The organism is Micromonospora sp. CNZ309, from assembly GCF_002846525.1.
Genome location: NZ_PJNG01000001.1, coordinates 4,297,739 through 4,313,083 on the forward strand (window position 1 = coordinate 4,297,739; position 15,345 = coordinate 4,313,083).

The window sequence follows — 15,345 nt, forward strand, 5'->3', positions numbered from 1 at the left end:
CCAGCCGTCGAGGTCCGGCGCAGCCAGTCACGGTCGTGAAGCAGACCTAGGCGGCCGACACCGGCCCTTGGCGCTCCTCGCTGGCGGCCGGCAGCTCCCGGTCCACGCGCTCCTCGCTGGCCGCCGGCGGCAGGGGCTGCTCCGGGTCGCGGGTGTTCCCCTCGGCGGCAGCCAGCTCCCGCTTGCGCGCCCGCTTCGCCCGCCGGCGCTCGCGCCGCCGCTCCCGCTGCTCGGCCTGCCGCTGCGGCTCCCCACCGACGAGCCCGGCGACCGTGCGCACCAGGAGCACCCCTCCCCACGGGCCGGCCACCCAGGCGGGCCAGAAGTAGAGCAGATCCGTGGAGAGCGCGGACGTGACCGCCCAGACGGTCACCACGATCGCGATCACCCGCAGGTACGGCAGCCAGACCTCGGCCAGCCACCGGGCCGTCACCGACGACGACCGGGCACCTTCCGGCCGCGCGGGGACGGCGTCCGACAGGGCGGGGACGGCGTCCGGTCTCGTGGCGAGCTCCGACGCCGCCGGAGCCGCCGGGGCCGGCAGGTCGGTCACCAGCGCGTCCAACTCGCCGTACGTACGCGAGGCGTACGCCCGTTGCAACCGCTCGTCGTACTCGTGCAGGTCCAGCCGGCCCTCGTCGACGGCCACCCGCAGCCGCTCCGCCACCGCCTGGCGGTCGGCGTCGGCGGCCCGCATCCCGTCGCGTCCCTCCATGCCCGCAAGCATGCCACCGCCCCTCCACCCGGGGCTTGCCGCGCCGACCGCTCCGGGCGGCTCGGGCGCCGGCACGGGCGGCGGATCGGGGCTCAGCGCGCGGGCGAGTCGGCCGGCTGGCGGGAGGTGACCAGTTCGCCCAGCCGGGCGCGTCCGCCGTCCGGCGCGGTCAGCACCCAGACGCCGTCCGGAAGCAGCGCCATCGTGTGCTCGACGTGCACCGCCATCGACCGGTCCCGGGTGATCACGGTCCAGCCGTCGGAGAGTTCGACCGTCCGGGGCGAGCCCATCGTGATCATCGGCTCGATGGCCAGCGCCATGCCCGGCACCAGGCGCGGTCCCTTGCCAGGCCGCCCGTGGTTGAGCACGTGCGGGTCCTGGTGCATCTCGGTGCCGATGCCGTGCCCGCCGTAGCCGTCGACGATGCCGTAGCGCCCGCCCTTGCGGACCGCGTCCTCCACGGCGTGCGAGATGTCGGTGAGCCGGCCCTTGCCGCTGGCCGCGCCGCGGGCCGCCGCCGCGATGCCCGCCCACATGGCGTCCTCGGCCACCGACGCCATCTTCAGCAGCGCCGGGTCGACCTCGCCCACGCCGGCGGTGATGGCGGCGTCGCCGTGCCAGCCGTCGAGCACGGCACCGCAGTCGATGGAGATCAGGTCGCCGTCGCGGAGCACCTGCTGCGCCGACGGGATCGCGTGCACGACCTGCTCGTTGACGGACGAGCAGATCGACGCGGGGAAGCCGTGGTAGCCCTTGAACGAGGGGACGGCACCCGCCTCGCGGATGGTCGACTCGGCGATGGCGTCCAGGTCGGCGGTGCTGACCCCGGGGGCGACCGCCTCCCGCATCCGACGCAGCGCCTCGGCGACCACCAGCCCGGCGGCGCGCATCTTCTCGATCTGGTCAGGGGTCTTCAGCTGGATGTCCAGCTGGGGACGACGCATGGAGCCGTTACCTTTCGTTGCCGATGCCGAAGAGCGGGGCACGTCGCGCGTACCCCGCTCTTCGCACTCTATCCGCCGGGATCCCGGCGGGACGTCAGCCGCCGTACGACCGCAGGGCGTCGATGGCGCGGACCGTGACGTCCTCCACCGGGCCGGTGGCGTCGATGCCCACCAGCTTGCCCTGGGCGCCGTAGTAGTCGACCAGCGGGGCGGTCTTGTCCGCGTACTCCCGCAGGCGGGTGGCGATGGTCTCCGGCTTGTCGTCGTCGCGCTGGAACAGCTCGGCGCCGCACCGGTCGCAGATGCCCTCGCGCGAGGTGGCGTCGAACTCGACGTGCCAGATCTTGCCGCACCCCCGGCAGGTACGCCGGCCGGAGAGCCGCCGGATCACCTCGTCGTCGTCGACGACCAGCTCCAGCACCAGATCCAGCGCGGTGCCGAGGTCGGCGAGGAGCTTGTCCAGCGCGGCGGCCTGCGGCGTGGTCCGCGGGAAACCGTCGAGCAGGAAGCCCTCCGAGGCGTCCGGCTCGGCGAGCCGGTCCCGCACCATGTTGATGGTGACCTCGTCGGGCACCAGCTCGCCGGCGTCCATGTAGCGCTTCGCCTCGACGCCGAGCGGCGTGCCCTGCGAGACGTTCGACCGGAAGATGTCACCGGTCGAGATCTTCGGGACCGAGAGGTGCGCGGCGATGAACTCGGCCTGCGTGCCCTTGCCCGCACCCGGCGGGCCAACCAGAACGAGTCTCATCTACCGCAGGAACCCTTCGTAGTTCCGCTGCATGAGTTGGCTCTCGATCTGCTTCGTGGTCTCCAGACCGACGCCGACCATGATCAGCACAGCGGTGCCGCCGAACGGGAAGTTCAGGTACTGCTGCTTGTCCAGCCAGATGAAGAAGAAGTTCGGCAGGATCGAGATGATGCCCAGGTAGAGGGCGCCGGGCAGCGTGATCCGGCTGAGGATGAAGTCGAGGTAGTCGGCGGTCGGCTTGCCGGGGCGGATGCCCGGCACGAAGCCGCCGTACTTCTTCATGTTGTCCGCGACCTCGGTCGGGTTGAACGTGATCGAGACGTAGAAGTACGTGAAGAAGATGATCAGCAGGAAGTAGACCGCGATGTAGATCGGGCTGGTCGGGTCGACCAGGTTGTTCTGGATCCACGTCTGGGTCTTGCCCGGGTCGTTCTGGTCGAAGAACTGCAGCGCCAGCTGGGGCAGGTAGAGCAGCGACGAGCCGAAGATGACCGGGATGACACCCGCCTGGTTGACCTTCAGCGGGATGTAGGTCGAGGTGCCGCCGTACATCCGCCGGCCGATCATGCGCTTGGCGTACTGCACCGGGATGCGGCGCTGCGCCTGCTCGATGAAGGTGACCGCCGTGATGACCACCAGGACCAGCGCGATGACGAGCAGGAACTTGCCCCAGCCGCCCGTCTGCTTGATCTGCCAGCCCTCGCTGGGAAGCCGGGCGGCGATCGAGGTGAAGATCAGGACGGACATGCCGTTGCCGACACCCCGGTCGGTGATCAGCTCGCCGAGCCACATCACCACGCCGGTGCCGGCGGTCATGGTCATGACCAGGAGGCTGAGGGTCAGCCAGTCCGGGATCCCGGTCCCCTCGGGGATGATCGGGAACTGGTCGCACTGGTTGTTGAAGAGCTGCCCGGAGCGGGCCAGCGCCACGAACGCCGACGCCTGGAGGACACCCAGGCCCAGGGTCAGGTAGCGGGTGTACTGGGTGATCTTCGCCTGGCCGGACTGGCCCTCCTTGCGGAGCTGCTCCAGCCGGGGGATCACCACGGTCAGCAGCTGCAGGATGATCGACGCGGTGATGTAGGGCATGATGCCCAGCGCGAAGACCGAGAGCTGCAGCAGCGCTCCGCCGGAGAAGAGGTTGAGCAGGTTCATCACGCCGGTGGAGCCGTTCTCCATGGCGTCGATGCACTTCTGGACGTTGCCGTACGAGACACCCGGGCTGGGCAGCGTCGCCCCGAGCCGGTAGACCGCGATGATGCCTACTGTGAACAGCAGCTTCTTGCGCAGGTCAGGCGTACGGAACGCACTGAGAAAGGCGGACAGCAACTTCTTCCTCCTGCGCGAGGCGGGCCGCCGGTGATCCCTGGCGGGGCGGGTGGGTGCCGGGCGAGTGCCCGATATCCATGGCTGGGAAGGGACTCTAACAGCCCGATCCCGGTCCGGGCAGATGTGCCCGGCTACATAAACCGAATCCGATGTTACCCGGCGCACACATGCCAGGCAGACCATGGCGCCCGCCCAGTTTCGACAACTGAGCGGGCGCCACGGTCGTACAGCCCTTACAGCTCGGTGACCGAGCCACCGGCGGCGGTGATCTTCTCCTTGGCCGACGCGCTGAACGCGTGCGCCGACACCTGGAGAGCGACCCCGCCCAGGTCCCCGGTGCCGAGGACCTTGACCGGGTGGCCCTTACGGACCGCGCCGGCCTCGACCAGCTCGACGGGGCCGACCTGGCCGCCGTTCGGGAACAGTTCGGCGAGCCGGTCCAGGTTGACCACCTGGAAGACCACCTTGAACTTGTTCTTGAAGCCCTTCATCTTCGGCAGGCGCATGTGGATGGGCATCTGCCCACCCTCGAACGCCGCCGAGATGTTCTTGCGGGCCTTGGAGCCCTTGGTACCGCGACCGGCGGTCTTGCCCTTGGAGCCCTCACCGCGACCCACGCGGGTCTTCGCGGTCTTGGCACCGGGCGCCGGGCGCAGGTGGTGGACCTTGATCGTCATTACTCGACCTCCTCGACCTTCACGAGGTGGTTGACCGTGAAGATCATGCCGCGGATCTCCGGACGGTCCTCCTTGACCACCACGTCGTTGATCCGCTTGAGACCGAGCGAACGCAGCGAGTCACGCTGGTTCTGCTTGGTCCCGATCTCGGACCGGACCTGGGTGACCTTCAGGCGAGCCATCAGGAAGCCACCCCCGCCCGCGACGCCAGCATGGCGGCCGGCGCGACGTCCTCGACCGGCAGACCACGACGGGCGGCGACGGCCTCGGGGGACTCGAGCCCCTTCAGCGCCGCCACGGTGGCGTGCACGATGTTGATCGGGTTCGACGAACCGAGGCTCTTGGAGAGCACGTCGTGGATACCCGCGCACTCCAGCACGGCGCGCACCGGACCACCGGCGATGACACCCGTACCGGCGGAAGCCGGCTTGAGCAGCACCACGCCGGCCGCCGCCTCACCCGTCACCGGGTGCGGGATGGAGGAGGCGATACGCGGCACCTTGAAGAAGTGCTTCTTGGCCTCCTCGACGCCCTTGGCGATCGCCGCGGGCACCTCCTTGGCCTTTCCGTAGCCCACACCGACGGTGCCGTCGCCGTCGCCCACGATCACCAGGGCGGTGAAGCTGAAGCGACGACCACCCTTCACGACCTTGGCGACGCGGTTGATCGCGACGACCCGCTCGAGGTGCGGGGTCTTCTCGACGGGCGCGTTTCCGCGGCCGCCCTCACGGCGGTTGTCGCGGCGACCACCCTCGTTGCCACCGGACCCGCCGCCACGGCGCTGTTGACCTGGCATCAGCAGCCTTCCTTCTCTCTCGTGACGGGGTTTCTAGAACTCGAGCCCGGCTTCGCGGGCGGCGTCGGCAAGCGCGGCGACCCGCCCCGCGTACCGGTTGCCACCGCGGTCGAAGACGACCTTGGAGACGCCGGCGGCCTTGGCCCGCTCGGCGAGCAGCGCGCCGACCTTGCCGGCCAGGGCGCTCTTGTCGCCCTCCGTGCCGCGCAGCGAGGCGTCCAGGGTCGAGGCCGACGCCAGGGTGTGCCCCTTGGTGTCGTCCACGATCTGGGCGACGATGTGCCGCAGGGAGCGGGTGACCACGAGGCGGGGGCGCTCGGCGGTGCCGCTGACGTTCTTGCGGACCCGGAAGTGCCGGCGCGCACGCCCGACGGCACGCTTGGCGGCGACGCCGCGGCGGCGCTTGAGCAGCGTGGCGCTCACTTCTTACCTGCCTTTCCAGCCTTGCGGCGGATGACCTCGCCCTGGTACTTCACGCCCTTGCCCTTGTAGGGCTCCGGCGGGCGGATCTTCCGGATGTTGGCGGCAACCTCACCGACGAGCTGCTTGTCGATGCCGGCCACGTGGAACAGCGTCGGCTTCTCCACCGTGAAGGTGATGCCGTCCGGCGCGGGCACGTGCACCGGGTGCGAGAACCCGAGCGCGAACTCCAGGTCCTTGCCCTTGGCGGTCACGCGGTAACCGGTGCCGGCGATCTCCAGGCTCTTGCGGTAGCCCTCGGTGACGCCGACGATCATGTTGGCGACCAGGGTACGGCTGAGGCCGTGCAGTTCCTTGGCCTTGCGCTCGTCGTTCGGGCGGTTGACGTTCAGCTGCCCGTCCTCGGCCCGGTCGATCGTGATCGGCTCGGCCAGGGTGTGCGAGAGCTCGCCCTTCGGGCCCTTGACCTTGACGGTCTGCCCGTCGATCGTGATGTCGACGCCGGCTGGCACCGGGATCGACTTACGTCCAATACGCGACATTTCTACCTGTCTCCCGTTACCAGACGAAGGCGAGGACTTCCCCGCCAACGCTCCGCTTGCGGGCCTGCCGGTCGGTGAGCAGCCCCTGGGACGTCGAAATGATCGCCACGCCCAGCCCGCCGAGCACCCGCGGGAGCCCGTCCGACTTGGCGTAAACCCGCAGACCGGGCTTGGACACGCGCTTGATGCCGGCCAGGCTCCGCTCCCGGTTCTGGCCGTACTTCAGCTCGACGACCAGTCGCTTGCCGACGGCGCCCTCCTCGGGCTCCTCGACCGACCAGGTGGCGATGTAGCCCTCGGCCTTGAGGACCTCGGCGATGTTCGCCTTGATCTTCGAGTAGGGCATCGTCACCCGGTCGTGGTACGCCTGGTTGGCGTTACGCAGACGCGTGAGCATGTCTGCGATCGGGTCGGTCATCGTCATGGATTTCGTCAGCCTTTCTCGCCGGGGTTCCCGGGGCCTCAAGCCCCGGGCCTACGGCGAAGAGCAATACGTGATCGGTGCAAGGGTCCCGGCGCGATGCCGGGACGCGGTCGCCCTTACCAGGAAGCCTTGGAAACGCCCGGCAGCTCACCGCGGTGGGCCATCTCCCGGATGCAGACCCGGCAGAGACCGAACTTGCGGTAGACCGCCTTGGGACGCCCGCACCGCTGGCAGCGGGTGTACGCGCGAACCGAGAACTTCGGCTTCGCGGCCGCCTTGTGGATCAGCGCCTTCTTGGCCATCTCAGTTCTCCTTGAACGGGAAGCCCAGGAGCTTGAGCAGCGCCCGGCCCTCGTCGTCGGTCGTGGCGGTCGTGACCACCGTGATGTCCATGCCCCGCTGCCGATCGATCTTGTCCTGGTCGATCTCGTGGAACACCGACTGCTCGGTCAGACCGAACGTGTAGTTGCCGTGCCCGTCGAGCTTGCGCCCGTCCAGGCCACGGAAGTCACGGATACGCGGCAGCGCGATCGACAGCAGCCGGTCCAGGAACTCCCACATCCGGTCGCCGCGAAGGGTCACCTTCGCGCCGATCGGCATGCCCTCGCGGAGCTTGAACTGCGCGATGGACTTGGTCGCCCGCCGTACCTGCGGCTTCTGGCCGGTGATGGTGGCCAGGTCCCGCACGGCGCCGTCGATCAGCTTGGCGTCCCGGGCGGCCTCGCCGACACCCATGTTGACGACGATCTTGACGAGCCGCGGCACCTGCATGGGGTTGCCGTACTGGTGCTGCTCCTGCAGCTGCGCCACGATCTCGTTGCGGTACCGCTCCTTGAGGCGCGGCATGGTCTTGGTTTCGGTAGCCGTGGTCATCACAGGTCCTTACCGGTGCTACGCGCGATGCGGACCTTCTGGCCGTTTTCGTCGATCCGGTAACCGACGCGGGTCGGCTTGCCGTCGGAGTCCAGGACCTGCACGTTCGAGACGTGGATCGGGGCCTCCTGGGTGACGATGCCACCGGTCTTGGCGCCACGCTGGGTGGTGCTGATGCGGGTGTGCTTCTTGACCCGGTTCACGCCCTCGACCAGGACCTTGTCCTGCCGCGGGTAGGCCGCGATGACCTTGCCCTTGGCACCCTTGTCCTTGCCGGCGATGACGACGACCGTGTCGCCCTTCTTGACCTTCACGGTCACAACACCTCCGGCGCGAGAGAGATGATCTTCATGAACCGCTTGTCCCGCAGCTCCCGGCCCACCGGGCCGAAGATACGGGTACCGCGCGGGTCCCCGCCGTCCTTGATGATGACGGCGGCGTTCTCGTCGAAGCGGATGTACGAACCGTCCGGCCGCCGCCGCTCCTTGGCGGTGCGAACGACGACGGCCTTGACGACGTCGCCCTTCTTCACACCGGCACCGGGGATCGCGTCCTTGACGGTGGCCACGATGACGTCGCCGATGCTCGCGTAGCGCCGACCCGAGCCACCGAGAACCCGGATGCACAGGATCTCCCGGGCACCCGTGTTGTCGGCGACGCGCAGTCGCGACTCCTGCTGAATCACGTCTATCTCCTATGTCTGCCGGTTCTCCGGCCGCGCTCGGCGGCCGGAGCCTGGCGGAACCCGCGCCCGACAGACGCCGGGCGAGCTCGAGCCTTCGCTACTTGGCCTTTTCCAGGATCTCCACGAGCCGCCACCGCTTCGTGGCGGACAGCGGCCGGGTCTCCATGATCAGGACCCGGTCGCCGATGCCGGCGGTGTTCTGCTCGTCGTGCACCTTCAACTTGCTGGTACGGCGCATGATCTTGCCGTACAGCGCGTGCTTGACCCGGTCCTCGACCTCGACGACGACGGTCTTTTCCATCTTGTCGCTGACCACGAGGCCCTCACGCACCTTGCGGCGGGCCCGCGCGGCGGCGGTGGTGTTCTCGCTCATGATGCAGTCACCTCAGTCGGCGCGGCCGAGAGACCCAGCTCGCGCTCACGCATGATCGTGTAGATCCGGGCGATCTCCCGACGGATGACCTGCAACCGCCGGTTGTTGTCCAGCTGGCCGGTCGCGGCCTGCACGCGGAGGTTGAACAGCTCCGCCTTGGCCTCACGCAGCTTCGTGACCAGCTCCTCCTCGGAGAGCTCACGCAGCTCGGAGGCCTTAACGCCCGCTGCCATCAGGATTCACCCACTTCGCGCGTAACAATGCGGCACTTCATCGGGAGCTTGTGGATCGCGCGACGCATCGCCTCTCGCGCGATCTGCTCGTTGGGGAAGGACATCTCGAAGAGAACCCGCCCCGGCTTGACGTTGGCGACCCACCACTCGGGCGAACCCTTACCGGAACCCATCCGGGTCTCGGCCGGCTTCTTGGTGAGAGCCTGGTCCGGGAAGATCGTGATCCAGACCTTGCCACCACGCTTGATGTGGCGGGTCATCGCGATACGCGCCGACTCGATCTGGCGGTTGGTCACGTACGCCGGCTCGAGAGCCTGGATCCCGAACTCGCCGAACACCACCCGGTTACCACCCTTGGACGCGCCACTGCGGTCCGGGTGGTGCGGCTTGCGGAAGCCCTTCGGGGGCTTGCGCGGCATCAGCATCTGTCAGCCCTCCTGCTGAGTTTCTGCCGCGGCGGCGACGGCGGCGGGATCCACCGCGTCACCACTCGGCGTCTCGGCCTGCTGCGCGATGGTCGTCGCGGCGGCGGCCCTGCCGGCCTCGGTCCCGCCGGCGGTCGTGCCGGACGAGCCGGACCGACCACGGCGCGGCCGCTCCGGACGGTCGCCACGGTCACGGCGCGGGCGCGACGGCGCCTCGGCCGGGGTCTCGCGACCCGGCACCGCGTCGCCCTTGTAGATCCAGACCTTCACGCCGATCCGGCCGAAGCTCGTACGGGCCTCGAAGAAGCCGTACTCGATGTTGGCCCGCAGCGTGTGCAGCGGGACCCGGCCCTCGCGGTAGAACTCGGTCCGGCTCATCTCGGCGCCGCCGAGTCGGCCCGAGACCTGGACCCGGATGCCCTTGCAGACCGGGTTCTTCATCGCGGACTGCATGGCCTTGCGCATCGCCCGACGGAAGCTGACCCGGCTGGAGAGCTGCTCGGCCACACCCTGTGCGACGAGCTGCGCGTCCGACTCGGGGTTCTTCACCTCGATGATGTTCAGCTGGACCTGCTTGCCGGTCAGCTTCTCGAGCTCGCCGCGGATCCGGTCGGCCTCCGCACCCTTACGGCCGATGACGATGCCCGGCCGGGCGGTGTGGATGTCGACGCGGACCCGGTCCCGGGTGCGCTCGATGTCGACCTTGGAGATGCCGGCGCGCTCGAGGCCCTTGGACATCATGCGGCGGATCTTGACGTCCTCGCCGATGTAGTCCTTGTAGAGCTTGTCCGCGAACCAGCGGGACTTCCAGTCGGTCGAGATGCCGAGCCGGAACCCGTGCGGGTGAACCTTCTGACCCATTACTCGGCGCCCTCCGTCTTGCTCTGCGTCTCGGCCGTCTCGGCCGGCTCCGCCTGCTTCGCCGGGGCCGCCTTCTTCGCGGCCGCCTTCTTCGGCGCGGCCGGCGCCACCGCCTCGACCGCGACGGTGATGTGGCAGGTGCGCTTGCGGATCCGGTACGCCCGGCCCTGCGCCCGCGGCTGGAACCGCTTCATGGTCGGGCCCTCGTCGACGTACGCCTCGCTGACGAGCAGCGCGTCGGGGTCCAGCCGCTCGTTGTTCTCCGCGTTGGCGATCGCGCTAGCGAGCACCTTGTACACCTGCTCGCTCGCAGCCTGCGGCGCGAACTGCAGCACCGTGAGCGCCTCCTTCGCGGGCAGGCCGCGGACGAGGTTGACCACCCGGCGCGCCTTCATCGGCGAGATGCGCACGTGCCGCGCAACCGCCCGCGCGCCCGGAAGCACCGGAGCGTCGCCCTTTCCTGGCATCGCTGTAACCCCTTGTTCCTCTATCCGTATGCCCGCGGCGTCAGCGCCGACGGCTCTTCCGGTCGTCCTTCTCGTGACCCTTGAACGTGCGGGTCAGCGCGAACTCGCCGAGCTTGTGCCCGACCATCGCCTCAGTCACGAACACCGGGACGTGCTTGCGTCCGTCGTGCACGGCGATCGTGTGGCCCAGCATCTCCGGGATGATCGTCGAGCGCCGCGACCAGGTCTTGATGACGTTCTTCGAGCCCTTCTCGTTCTGCGTCTCCACCTTCTTGAGCAGGTGGTCGTCGATGAACGGGCCCTTCTTCAGGCTGCGAGGCATGTCTTATCTCCCTCAGCCGCGCTTACGCGTGGCGTAGCGGCGGCGGACGATCAGCCGGTCACTCGGCTGGCCCTTACGACGGGTGCGGCCCTCGGGCTTACCCTGCGGGTTGACCGGGTGGCGACCACCGGAGGTCTTACCCTCACCACCACCGTGCGGGTGGTCGACCGGGTTCATCGCGACACCACGGACGGTCGGGCGCTTGCCCTTCCACCGCATGCGGCCGGCCTTGCCCCAGTTGATGTTCGACTGGTCGGCGTTGCCGATCTCGCCGATGCTGGCGCGGCAGCGGACGTCGACCCGCCGGATCTCGCCGGACGGCATACGCAGGGTCGCGTACACGCCCTCACGGCCGAGCAGCTGGATGCCGACGCCGGCCGAGCGGGCCAGCTTGGCGCCGCCACCCGGACGCAGCTCCACGTTGTGGATGGTGGTACCGACCGGGATGTTGCGCAGCGGCAGGTTGTTGCCGGGCTTGATGTCGGCGCCCGGGCCGGACTCGACGCGGTCGCCCTGCTTCAGGTCCTTCGGCGCGATGATGTAGCGCTTCTCGCCGTCGGCGTAGTGCAGCAGCGCGATGCGCGCGGTGCGGTTCGGGTCGTACTCGATGTGGGCGACCTTCGCCGGCACGCCGTCCTTGTCGACCCGCTTGAAGTCGATCAGACGGTACTGGCGCTTGTGACCGCCACCGTGGTGCCGCGTGGTGATCCGGCCGTGGGCGTTACGCCCGCCCTTCTTCGGCAGCGGAGCCAGCAGCGACTTCTCGGGCGTCGACCGGGTGATCTCAGCGAAGTCGGCGACGCTGGAGCCACGCCGGCCCGGCGTCGTCGGCTTGTACTTACGGATAGCCATTGTCTACACCCCTCAGCTGACCGGGCCGCCGAAGGCCTCGATACGGTCACCGTCAGCCAGCTTCACGATCGCCCGCTTGGTGGCCTTACGCTGCCCGAAACCGGTCTTGGTCCGCTTGCGCTTGCCCTGGCGGTTGAGCGTGTTGACCGTCAGGACGCGGACGTCGAAGATCTGCTGGATCGCGATCTTGATCTCGGTCTTGTTCGCGTCCGGGTGCACCAGGAAGGTGTACCAGTTGCGGTTCAGCTCGCTGTAGCTCTTCTCCGAGACGACCGGCGCCACGATGATGTCGCGCGGGTCGGCGATCGTGCTCACTTGCCACCCTCCTCGGTGGTCTCGGCGGGAACACCCAGGAACTCGTCCAGGGCGTCCTTGGTGAAGACCACGTCGTCGGCCACCAGCACGTCGTACGTGTTGAGCTGGCCGGCCTCGATCAGGTGCACCCGCGGCTCGTTGCGCAGCGACACCCAGTTCAGCTCGTCGGTGCTGCTCAGCACGACCAGGACCCGACGGGCCTCGGTCAGCTTCGCCAGCGTGGCCAGAGCGGCCTTCGTCGACGGCTTCTCGCCCGAGACGAACGCCTCGACGACGTGCACCTGCCCGGCGCGGGCCCGGTCGGAGAGGGCGCCACGCAGGGCGGCGGCCTTCATCTTCTTCGGGGTCCGCTGGCTGTAGTCGCGCGGCACGGGGCCGTGCACGACGCCACCGCCGGCGAACTGCGGCGCGCGGATCGAGCCCTGCCGGGCGCGACCGGTGCCCTTCTGCTTGTACGGCTTCTTGCCGCCGCCGGCGACCTCGCCGCGGGTCTTGACCTTGTGCGTGCCCTGCCGGGCAGCCGCGAGCTGAGCCACCACGACCTGGTGCATCAGCGCGACGTTCGCCTGGACGTCGAAGATGTCGGCGGGCAGCTCGACGGAGCCGCTCTTGGAGCCTTCGACGGTGAGGACGTCAACGGTGGTCACTTGGCCGCACCGCCCTTCTTCGCCTTGGTCTTGGCCGCGGTACGGACCAGGACCAGCGCGCCCTTGGGGCCGGGAATGGCGCCACGGACGAGCAGGAGGTTGTTCTCGGTGTCGACCGCCTGGACGGTCAGGTTCTGGACGGTGTAGCGCACGCCACCCATCCGGCCGGCCATCCGGGTGCCCTTGAAGACACGACCCGGGGTGGCGCAGGCGCCGATGGAGCCGGGCGAGCGGTGCTTGCGCTCGACACCGTGGCTGGCACGCAGACCGTGGAAGCCGTGCCGCTTCATCGGGCCGGCGTAGCCCTTGCCCTTGGTCTTGCCGGTCACGTCGATCGACATCCCCGCCGGGAACTCCTCGACCGTGACCTCCTGGCCCAGCGAGTAGTCGGCGGCGTCGCTCGTGCGCAGCTCGACGATGTGGCGCCGCGGCGCGACGTCGGCCTTCGCGTAGTGCCCGCTGATCGGCTTCTTGACCTTGCGCGGGTCGATCGTGCCGTACGCCAGCTGGACCGCGGAGTAACCGTCCTTGTCGGCGCTACGAACCTGGCTGATGACGCACGGGCCGGCCTCGACCACGGTCACCGGGACAACACGGTTGTTGTCCCAGACCTGGGTCATGCCGAGCTTTGCGCCCAGGATCCCCTTGACTTGCCTGTCCATTTGTCCGGTCCCTACAGCTTGATCTCGATGTCGACGCCAGCCGGCAGGTCGAGGCGCATGAGCGAGTCGACCGTCTTCGGGGTCGGGTCGATGATGTCGATCAGCCGCTTGTGCGTGCGCATCTCGAAGTGCTCGCGCGAGTCCTTGTACTTGTGCGGCGAGCGGATAACGCAGAAACGGTTGATCTCCGTGGGCAGCGGCACCGGGCCCGCGACCTGCGCCCCGGTACGCGTCACCGTCTCGACGATCTTCCGAGCCGAGGAGTCGACGACCTCGTGGTCATAGGCCTTGAGCCGGATGCGGATCTTCTGTCCCGCCATGGTGGCTTCTGTTCCTTCTCTCGATGCCGCTGTGTTGCGGGCGCCTGTACCGGCTGGCACAGGCCCACTTCGCCGACCCCCGCGGTCGGGCGTGTCGCGCCCTCGGGCCAGGCTCCGCCCCGGGACTCCGGAGCGACTCTGACCGCGCGGTGGGTCAAGGCGCCGATCGCACTACCGCGACCTGAACGCCGCGCGAGGGTGGTTGGCGGACTGGCCGCCAACCACCCTACGCTCGACTGCTCTGCCACCCGGAGGTTCAGCGAAAGCCGAACACAGGCAGCGAACTGTCGTTACGCAACCTGACTAGTATGCCGCACGACCGGCGGCGGGTCTAATCGGGGTTACCTAGCTCACTTGATGATCTTGGTGACGAACCCGGCGCCGACGGTGCGGCCACCCTCGCGGATCGCGAACTTGAGGTTCTCCTCCATGGCGATGGGCTGGATCAGCTTCACCGTCATGGTGGTGTTGTCACCCGGCATGACCATCTCGGTGCCCTCGGGGAGGGTGACGACACCGGTGACGTCCGTGGTCCGGAAGTAGAACTGCGGACGGTAGTTCTGGAAGAACGGGGTGTGGCGGCCACCCTCCTCCTTGGAGAGGATGTAGACCGTCGCCTCGAACTCCGTGTGCGGGGTCGTGGTGCCCGGCTTGATGACGACCATGCCGCGCTCGACGTCCTCGCGCTTGATGCCACGCAGCAGCAGACCGACGTTCTCGCCCGCGCGGGCCTCGTCGAGCAGCTTGCGGAACATCTCGATGCCGGTGCAGGTGGTCTTCATCGACTTCTCGCGGATGCCGACGATCTCCACCTCCTCGTTCGGCTTGAGCACGCCACGCTCGGCGCGGCCGGTGACGACCGTGCCACGACCGGTGATCGTGAAGACGTCCTCGATGGGCATGAGGAACGGCTTCTCGGTCTCGCGCTCCGGCTGCGGGATCGCGGTGTCGACTGCGGTCATCAGGTCCAGCAGCTTGCCGGTCCACTCGGGGTCACCCTCGAGGGCCTTCAGCGCGGAGACCCGCACGACCGGCAGGTCGTCGCCCGGGTAGTCCTGGTTCGACAGCAGCTCACGGACCTCGAGCTCGACGAGCTCCAGGAGCTCCTCGTCGTCGACCATGTCGCTCTTGTTGAGCGCCACGACGATGTACGGCACGCCGACCTGGCGGGCCAGCAGCACGTGCTCGCGGGTCTGCGGCATCGGGCCGTCGGTCGCCGCCACCACCAGGATCGCGCCGTCCATCTGCGCGGCACCGGTGATCATGTTCTTGATGTAGTCGGCGTGACCGGGGCAGTCGACGTGCGCGTAGTGCCGCGCCTCGGTCTGGTACTCGACGTGCGCGATGGAGATCGTGATGCCGCGGGCCTTCTCCTCCGGCGCCTTGTCGATCTCGTCGAACGGCGTGTACGGGTTCAGGTCCGGGTACTGGTCGTGCAGGACCTTGGTGATGGCCGCCGTCAGCGTCGTCTTACCGTGGTCGATGTGACCAATGGTGCCGATGTTGACGTGCGGCTTAGTCCGCTCGAACTTCGCCTTCGCCACTGGGTCCTCCTGTGGACTTCTTGGTTCGTTCGCCCCGGCGCGCCGGTCGGCGCTTAGGACTCTGTCGACAGCCTTTCCGGCCTGACGGCCGGAGAGCTTTGGTGGGTTCTGCGGCGATGAAGCCTACAGGCCCGGTCTCACGCATCCCGACCGAGGTGGTCGCGGGCGGGG

26 protein-coding genes are annotated in these 15,345 nt (G+C 68.7%); all 26 read right to left on the reverse strand.

Annotated elements, in window-relative coordinates:
• Positions 1-46: 46 nt before the first annotated feature.
• The 26 genes from CLT72_RS17830 to tuf all read right to left on the reverse strand — a co-directional run bounded on the left by CLT72_RS17830 (position 47) and on the right by tuf (position 15,174).
• The gene (locus CLT72_RS17830) at positions 47-715 is read right to left on the reverse strand and encodes a DUF1707 SHOCT-like domain-containing protein (protein ID WP_199184594.1); all 669 of its coding nucleotides are present in this window, start codon (positions 713-715) and stop codon (positions 47-49) included.
• Between the two features lie 92 nt (positions 716-807).
• Positions 808-1,659 (reverse strand): type I methionyl aminopeptidase, encoded by an 852-nt coding sequence (gene map, locus CLT72_RS17835; protein ID WP_101412797.1) that lies wholly within the window; start codon positions 1,657-1,659, stop codon positions 808-810.
• Between the two features lie 94 nt (positions 1,660-1,753).
• Positions 1,754-2,407: an adenylate kinase gene (locus CLT72_RS17840; RefSeq protein ID WP_091627746.1), complete on the reverse strand. Its 654-nt coding sequence runs from the start codon at positions 2,405-2,407 to the stop codon at positions 1,754-1,756.
• Positions 2,408-3,736, reverse strand: coding sequence for a preprotein translocase subunit SecY (gene secY, locus CLT72_RS17845; RefSeq protein WP_088998362.1), 1,329 nt, complete (start codon positions 3,734-3,736; stop codon positions 2,408-2,410).
• A 233-nt stretch (positions 3,737-3,969) separates the two neighbouring features.
• Positions 3,970-4,413, reverse strand: coding sequence for a 50S ribosomal protein L15 (rplO, locus tag CLT72_RS17850; protein ID WP_101412798.1), 444 nt, complete (start codon positions 4,411-4,413; stop codon positions 3,970-3,972).
• Positions 4,413-4,595 carry a 50S ribosomal protein L30 gene (gene rpmD, locus CLT72_RS17855; RefSeq protein ID WP_012015110.1) on the reverse strand — a complete coding sequence of 61 codons (183 nt, stop codon included), beginning with the start codon at positions 4,593-4,595 and terminating at the stop codon, positions 4,413-4,415. The genes rplO and rpmD overlap by 1 nt, the downstream gene beginning before the upstream one ends.
• Positions 4,595-5,209, reverse strand: coding sequence for a 30S ribosomal protein S5 (rpsE, locus tag CLT72_RS17860; RefSeq protein ID WP_007073019.1), 615 nt, complete (start codon positions 5,207-5,209; stop codon positions 4,595-4,597). The genes rpmD and rpsE overlap by 1 nt, the downstream gene beginning before the upstream one ends.
• A 33-nt stretch (positions 5,210-5,242) precedes the next feature.
• Positions 5,243-5,632: a 50S ribosomal protein L18 gene (gene rplR / locus CLT72_RS17865; protein WP_088998360.1), complete on the reverse strand. Its 390-nt coding sequence runs from the start codon at positions 5,630-5,632 to the stop codon at positions 5,243-5,245.
• Positions 5,629-6,171, reverse strand: coding sequence for a 50S ribosomal protein L6 (gene rplF / locus CLT72_RS17870; RefSeq protein WP_101412799.1), 543 nt, complete (start codon positions 6,169-6,171; stop codon positions 5,629-5,631). The genes rplR and rplF overlap by 4 nt, the downstream gene beginning before the upstream one ends.
• A gap of 16 nt (positions 6,172-6,187) precedes the next feature.
• Positions 6,188-6,595, reverse strand: coding sequence for a 30S ribosomal protein S8 (gene rpsH / locus CLT72_RS17875; RefSeq protein WP_013288624.1), 408 nt, complete (start codon positions 6,593-6,595; stop codon positions 6,188-6,190).
• 116 nt (positions 6,596-6,711) lie between these two features.
• Positions 6,712-6,897 carry a type Z 30S ribosomal protein S14 gene (locus tag CLT72_RS17880; protein ID WP_088998358.1) on the reverse strand — a complete coding sequence of 62 codons (186 nt, stop codon included), beginning with the start codon at positions 6,895-6,897 and terminating at the stop codon, positions 6,712-6,714.
• A 1-nt stretch (position 6,898) separates the two neighbouring features.
• The gene (gene rplE / locus CLT72_RS17885) at positions 6,899-7,468 is read right to left on the reverse strand and encodes a 50S ribosomal protein L5 (protein WP_088998357.1); all 570 of its coding nucleotides are present in this window, start codon (positions 7,466-7,468) and stop codon (positions 6,899-6,901) included.
• On the reverse strand, positions 7,468-7,788 hold the full coding sequence (rplX, locus tag CLT72_RS17890; protein WP_172896341.1) for a 50S ribosomal protein L24: 321 nt from the start codon (positions 7,786-7,788) through the stop codon (positions 7,468-7,470). Before rplX ends, rplE begins: the two co-directional genes overlap by 1 nt.
• Entirely contained in the window at positions 7,785-8,153 is a 369-nt protein-coding gene (gene rplN / locus CLT72_RS17895; RefSeq protein WP_007465279.1) for a 50S ribosomal protein L14, read from the reverse strand. Before rplN ends, rplX begins: the two co-directional genes overlap by 4 nt.
• A 97-nt stretch (positions 8,154-8,250) precedes the next feature.
• Positions 8,251-8,526, reverse strand: a complete 276-nt coding sequence (rpsQ, locus tag CLT72_RS17900; RefSeq protein WP_088998356.1) for a 30S ribosomal protein S17 — start codon at positions 8,524-8,526, stop codon at positions 8,251-8,253.
• Positions 8,523-8,759 carry a 50S ribosomal protein L29 gene (gene rpmC, locus CLT72_RS17905; protein ID WP_007073028.1) on the reverse strand — a complete coding sequence of 79 codons (237 nt, stop codon included), beginning with the start codon at positions 8,757-8,759 and terminating at the stop codon, positions 8,523-8,525. Before rpmC ends, rpsQ begins: the two co-directional genes overlap by 4 nt.
• Positions 8,759-9,184 (reverse strand): 50S ribosomal protein L16, encoded by a 426-nt coding sequence (rplP, locus tag CLT72_RS17910; RefSeq protein WP_007465292.1) that lies wholly within the window; start codon positions 9,182-9,184, stop codon positions 8,759-8,761. Before rplP ends, rpmC begins: the two co-directional genes overlap by 1 nt.
• 3 nt (positions 9,185-9,187) lie before the next feature.
• Positions 9,188-10,045 (reverse strand): 30S ribosomal protein S3, encoded by an 858-nt coding sequence (gene rpsC, locus CLT72_RS17915; protein WP_088998355.1) that lies wholly within the window; start codon positions 10,043-10,045, stop codon positions 9,188-9,190.
• Entirely contained in the window at positions 10,045-10,512 is a 468-nt protein-coding gene (rplV, locus tag CLT72_RS17920) for a 50S ribosomal protein L22 (protein WP_088998354.1), read from the reverse strand. The genes rpsC and rplV overlap by 1 nt, the downstream gene beginning before the upstream one ends.
• Positions 10,513-10,552: 40 nt before the next feature.
• Positions 10,553-10,834 carry a 30S ribosomal protein S19 gene (gene rpsS, locus CLT72_RS17925; RefSeq protein WP_013735950.1) on the reverse strand — a complete coding sequence of 94 codons (282 nt, stop codon included), beginning with the start codon at positions 10,832-10,834 and terminating at the stop codon, positions 10,553-10,555.
• Positions 10,835-10,846: 12 nt separating this feature from the next.
• Positions 10,847-11,686 (reverse strand): 50S ribosomal protein L2, encoded by an 840-nt coding sequence (rplB, locus tag CLT72_RS17930; RefSeq protein WP_088998353.1) that lies wholly within the window; start codon positions 11,684-11,686, stop codon positions 10,847-10,849.
• Between the two features lie 12 nt (positions 11,687-11,698).
• Positions 11,699-12,001 (reverse strand): 50S ribosomal protein L23, encoded by a 303-nt coding sequence (gene rplW / locus CLT72_RS17935; RefSeq protein ID WP_088998352.1) that lies wholly within the window; start codon positions 11,999-12,001, stop codon positions 11,699-11,701.
• Positions 11,998-12,648, reverse strand: coding sequence for a 50S ribosomal protein L4 (rplD, locus tag CLT72_RS17940; RefSeq protein WP_101412800.1), 651 nt, complete (start codon positions 12,646-12,648; stop codon positions 11,998-12,000). The genes rplW and rplD overlap by 4 nt, the downstream gene beginning before the upstream one ends.
• Positions 12,645-13,310, reverse strand: coding sequence for a 50S ribosomal protein L3 (gene rplC, locus CLT72_RS17945; protein ID WP_101412801.1), 666 nt, complete (start codon positions 13,308-13,310; stop codon positions 12,645-12,647). The genes rplD and rplC overlap by 4 nt, the downstream gene beginning before the upstream one ends.
• 11 nt (positions 13,311-13,321) lie before the next feature.
• Positions 13,322-13,630, reverse strand: coding sequence for a 30S ribosomal protein S10 (gene rpsJ / locus CLT72_RS17950; RefSeq protein WP_007073037.1), 309 nt, complete (start codon positions 13,628-13,630; stop codon positions 13,322-13,324).
• Between the two features lie 350 nt (positions 13,631-13,980).
• The gene (gene tuf / locus CLT72_RS17955; RefSeq protein WP_088998349.1) at positions 13,981-15,174 is read right to left on the reverse strand and encodes an elongation factor Tu; all 1,194 of its coding nucleotides are present in this window, start codon (positions 15,172-15,174) and stop codon (positions 13,981-13,983) included.
• Between the last annotated feature and the right edge of the window lie 171 nt (positions 15,175-15,345).

Bases quoted from the DNA above. Each gene is read 5' to 3' on its own strand.
- rplV (WP_088998354.1), bottom strand. From the start codon at position 10,512: ATGCCAGGAAAGGGCGACGCTCCGGTGCTTCCGGGCGCGCGGGCGGTT.
- rplF (WP_101412799.1), bottom strand. From the start codon at position 6,171: ATGTCGCGTATTGGACGTAAGTCGATCCCGGTGCCAGCCGGCGTCGAC.
- rplP (WP_007465292.1), bottom strand. From the start codon at position 9,184: ATGCTGATGCCGCGCAAGCCCCCGAAGGGCTTCCGCAAGCCGCACCAC.
- rplB (WP_088998353.1), bottom strand. From the start codon at position 11,686: ATGGCTATCCGTAAGTACAAGCCGACGACGCCGGGCCGGCGTGGCTCC.
- rpsH (WP_013288624.1), bottom strand. From the start codon at position 6,595: ATGACGATGACCGACCCGATCGCAGACATGCTCACGCGTCTGCGTAAC.
- CLT72_RS17830 (WP_199184594.1), bottom strand. From the start codon at position 715: ATGGAGGGACGCGACGGGATGCGGGCCGCCGACGCCGACCGCCAGGCG.
- rpsJ (WP_007073037.1), bottom strand. From the start codon at position 13,630: ATGGCGGGACAGAAGATCCGCATCCGGCTCAAGGCCTATGACCACGAG.
- rplC (WP_101412801.1), bottom strand. From the start codon at position 13,310: ATGGACAGGCAAGTCAAGGGGATCCTGGGCGCAAAGCTCGGCATGACC.
- rplO (WP_101412798.1), bottom strand. From the start codon at position 4,413: ATGACGATCAAGGTCCACCACCTGCGCCCGGCGCCCGGTGCCAAGACC.
- CLT72_RS17880 (WP_088998358.1), bottom strand. From the start codon at position 6,897: ATGGCCAAGAAGGCGCTGATCCACAAGGCGGCCGCGAAGCCGAAGTTC.
- map (WP_101412797.1), bottom strand. From the start codon at position 1,659: ATGCGTCGTCCCCAGCTGGACATCCAGCTGAAGACCCCTGACCAGATC.
- rpsS (WP_013735950.1), bottom strand. From the start codon at position 10,834: ATGCCTCGCAGCCTGAAGAAGGGCCCGTTCATCGACGACCACCTGCTC.
- rpmC (WP_007073028.1), bottom strand. From the start codon at position 8,759: ATGGCAGCGGGCGTTAAGGCCTCCGAGCTGCGTGAGCTCTCCGAGGAG.
- rpsC (WP_088998355.1), bottom strand. From the start codon at position 10,045: ATGGGTCAGAAGGTTCACCCGCACGGGTTCCGGCTCGGCATCTCGACC.
- rpsQ (WP_088998356.1), bottom strand. From the start codon at position 8,526: ATGAGCGAGAACACCACCGCCGCCGCGCGGGCCCGCCGCAAGGTGCGT.
- rplE (WP_088998357.1), bottom strand. From the start codon at position 7,468: ATGACCACGGCTACCGAAACCAAGACCATGCCGCGCCTCAAGGAGCGG.
- rpmD (WP_012015110.1), bottom strand. From the start codon at position 4,595: ATGGCTCGCCTGAAGGTCACCCAGGTCCGGTCCGAGATCGGGACCAAG.
- CLT72_RS17840 (WP_091627746.1), bottom strand. From the start codon at position 2,407: ATGAGACTCGTTCTGGTTGGCCCGCCGGGTGCGGGCAAGGGCACGCAG.
- rpsE (WP_007073019.1), bottom strand. From the start codon at position 5,209: ATGCCAGGTCAACAGCGCCGTGGCGGCGGGTCCGGTGGCAACGAGGGT.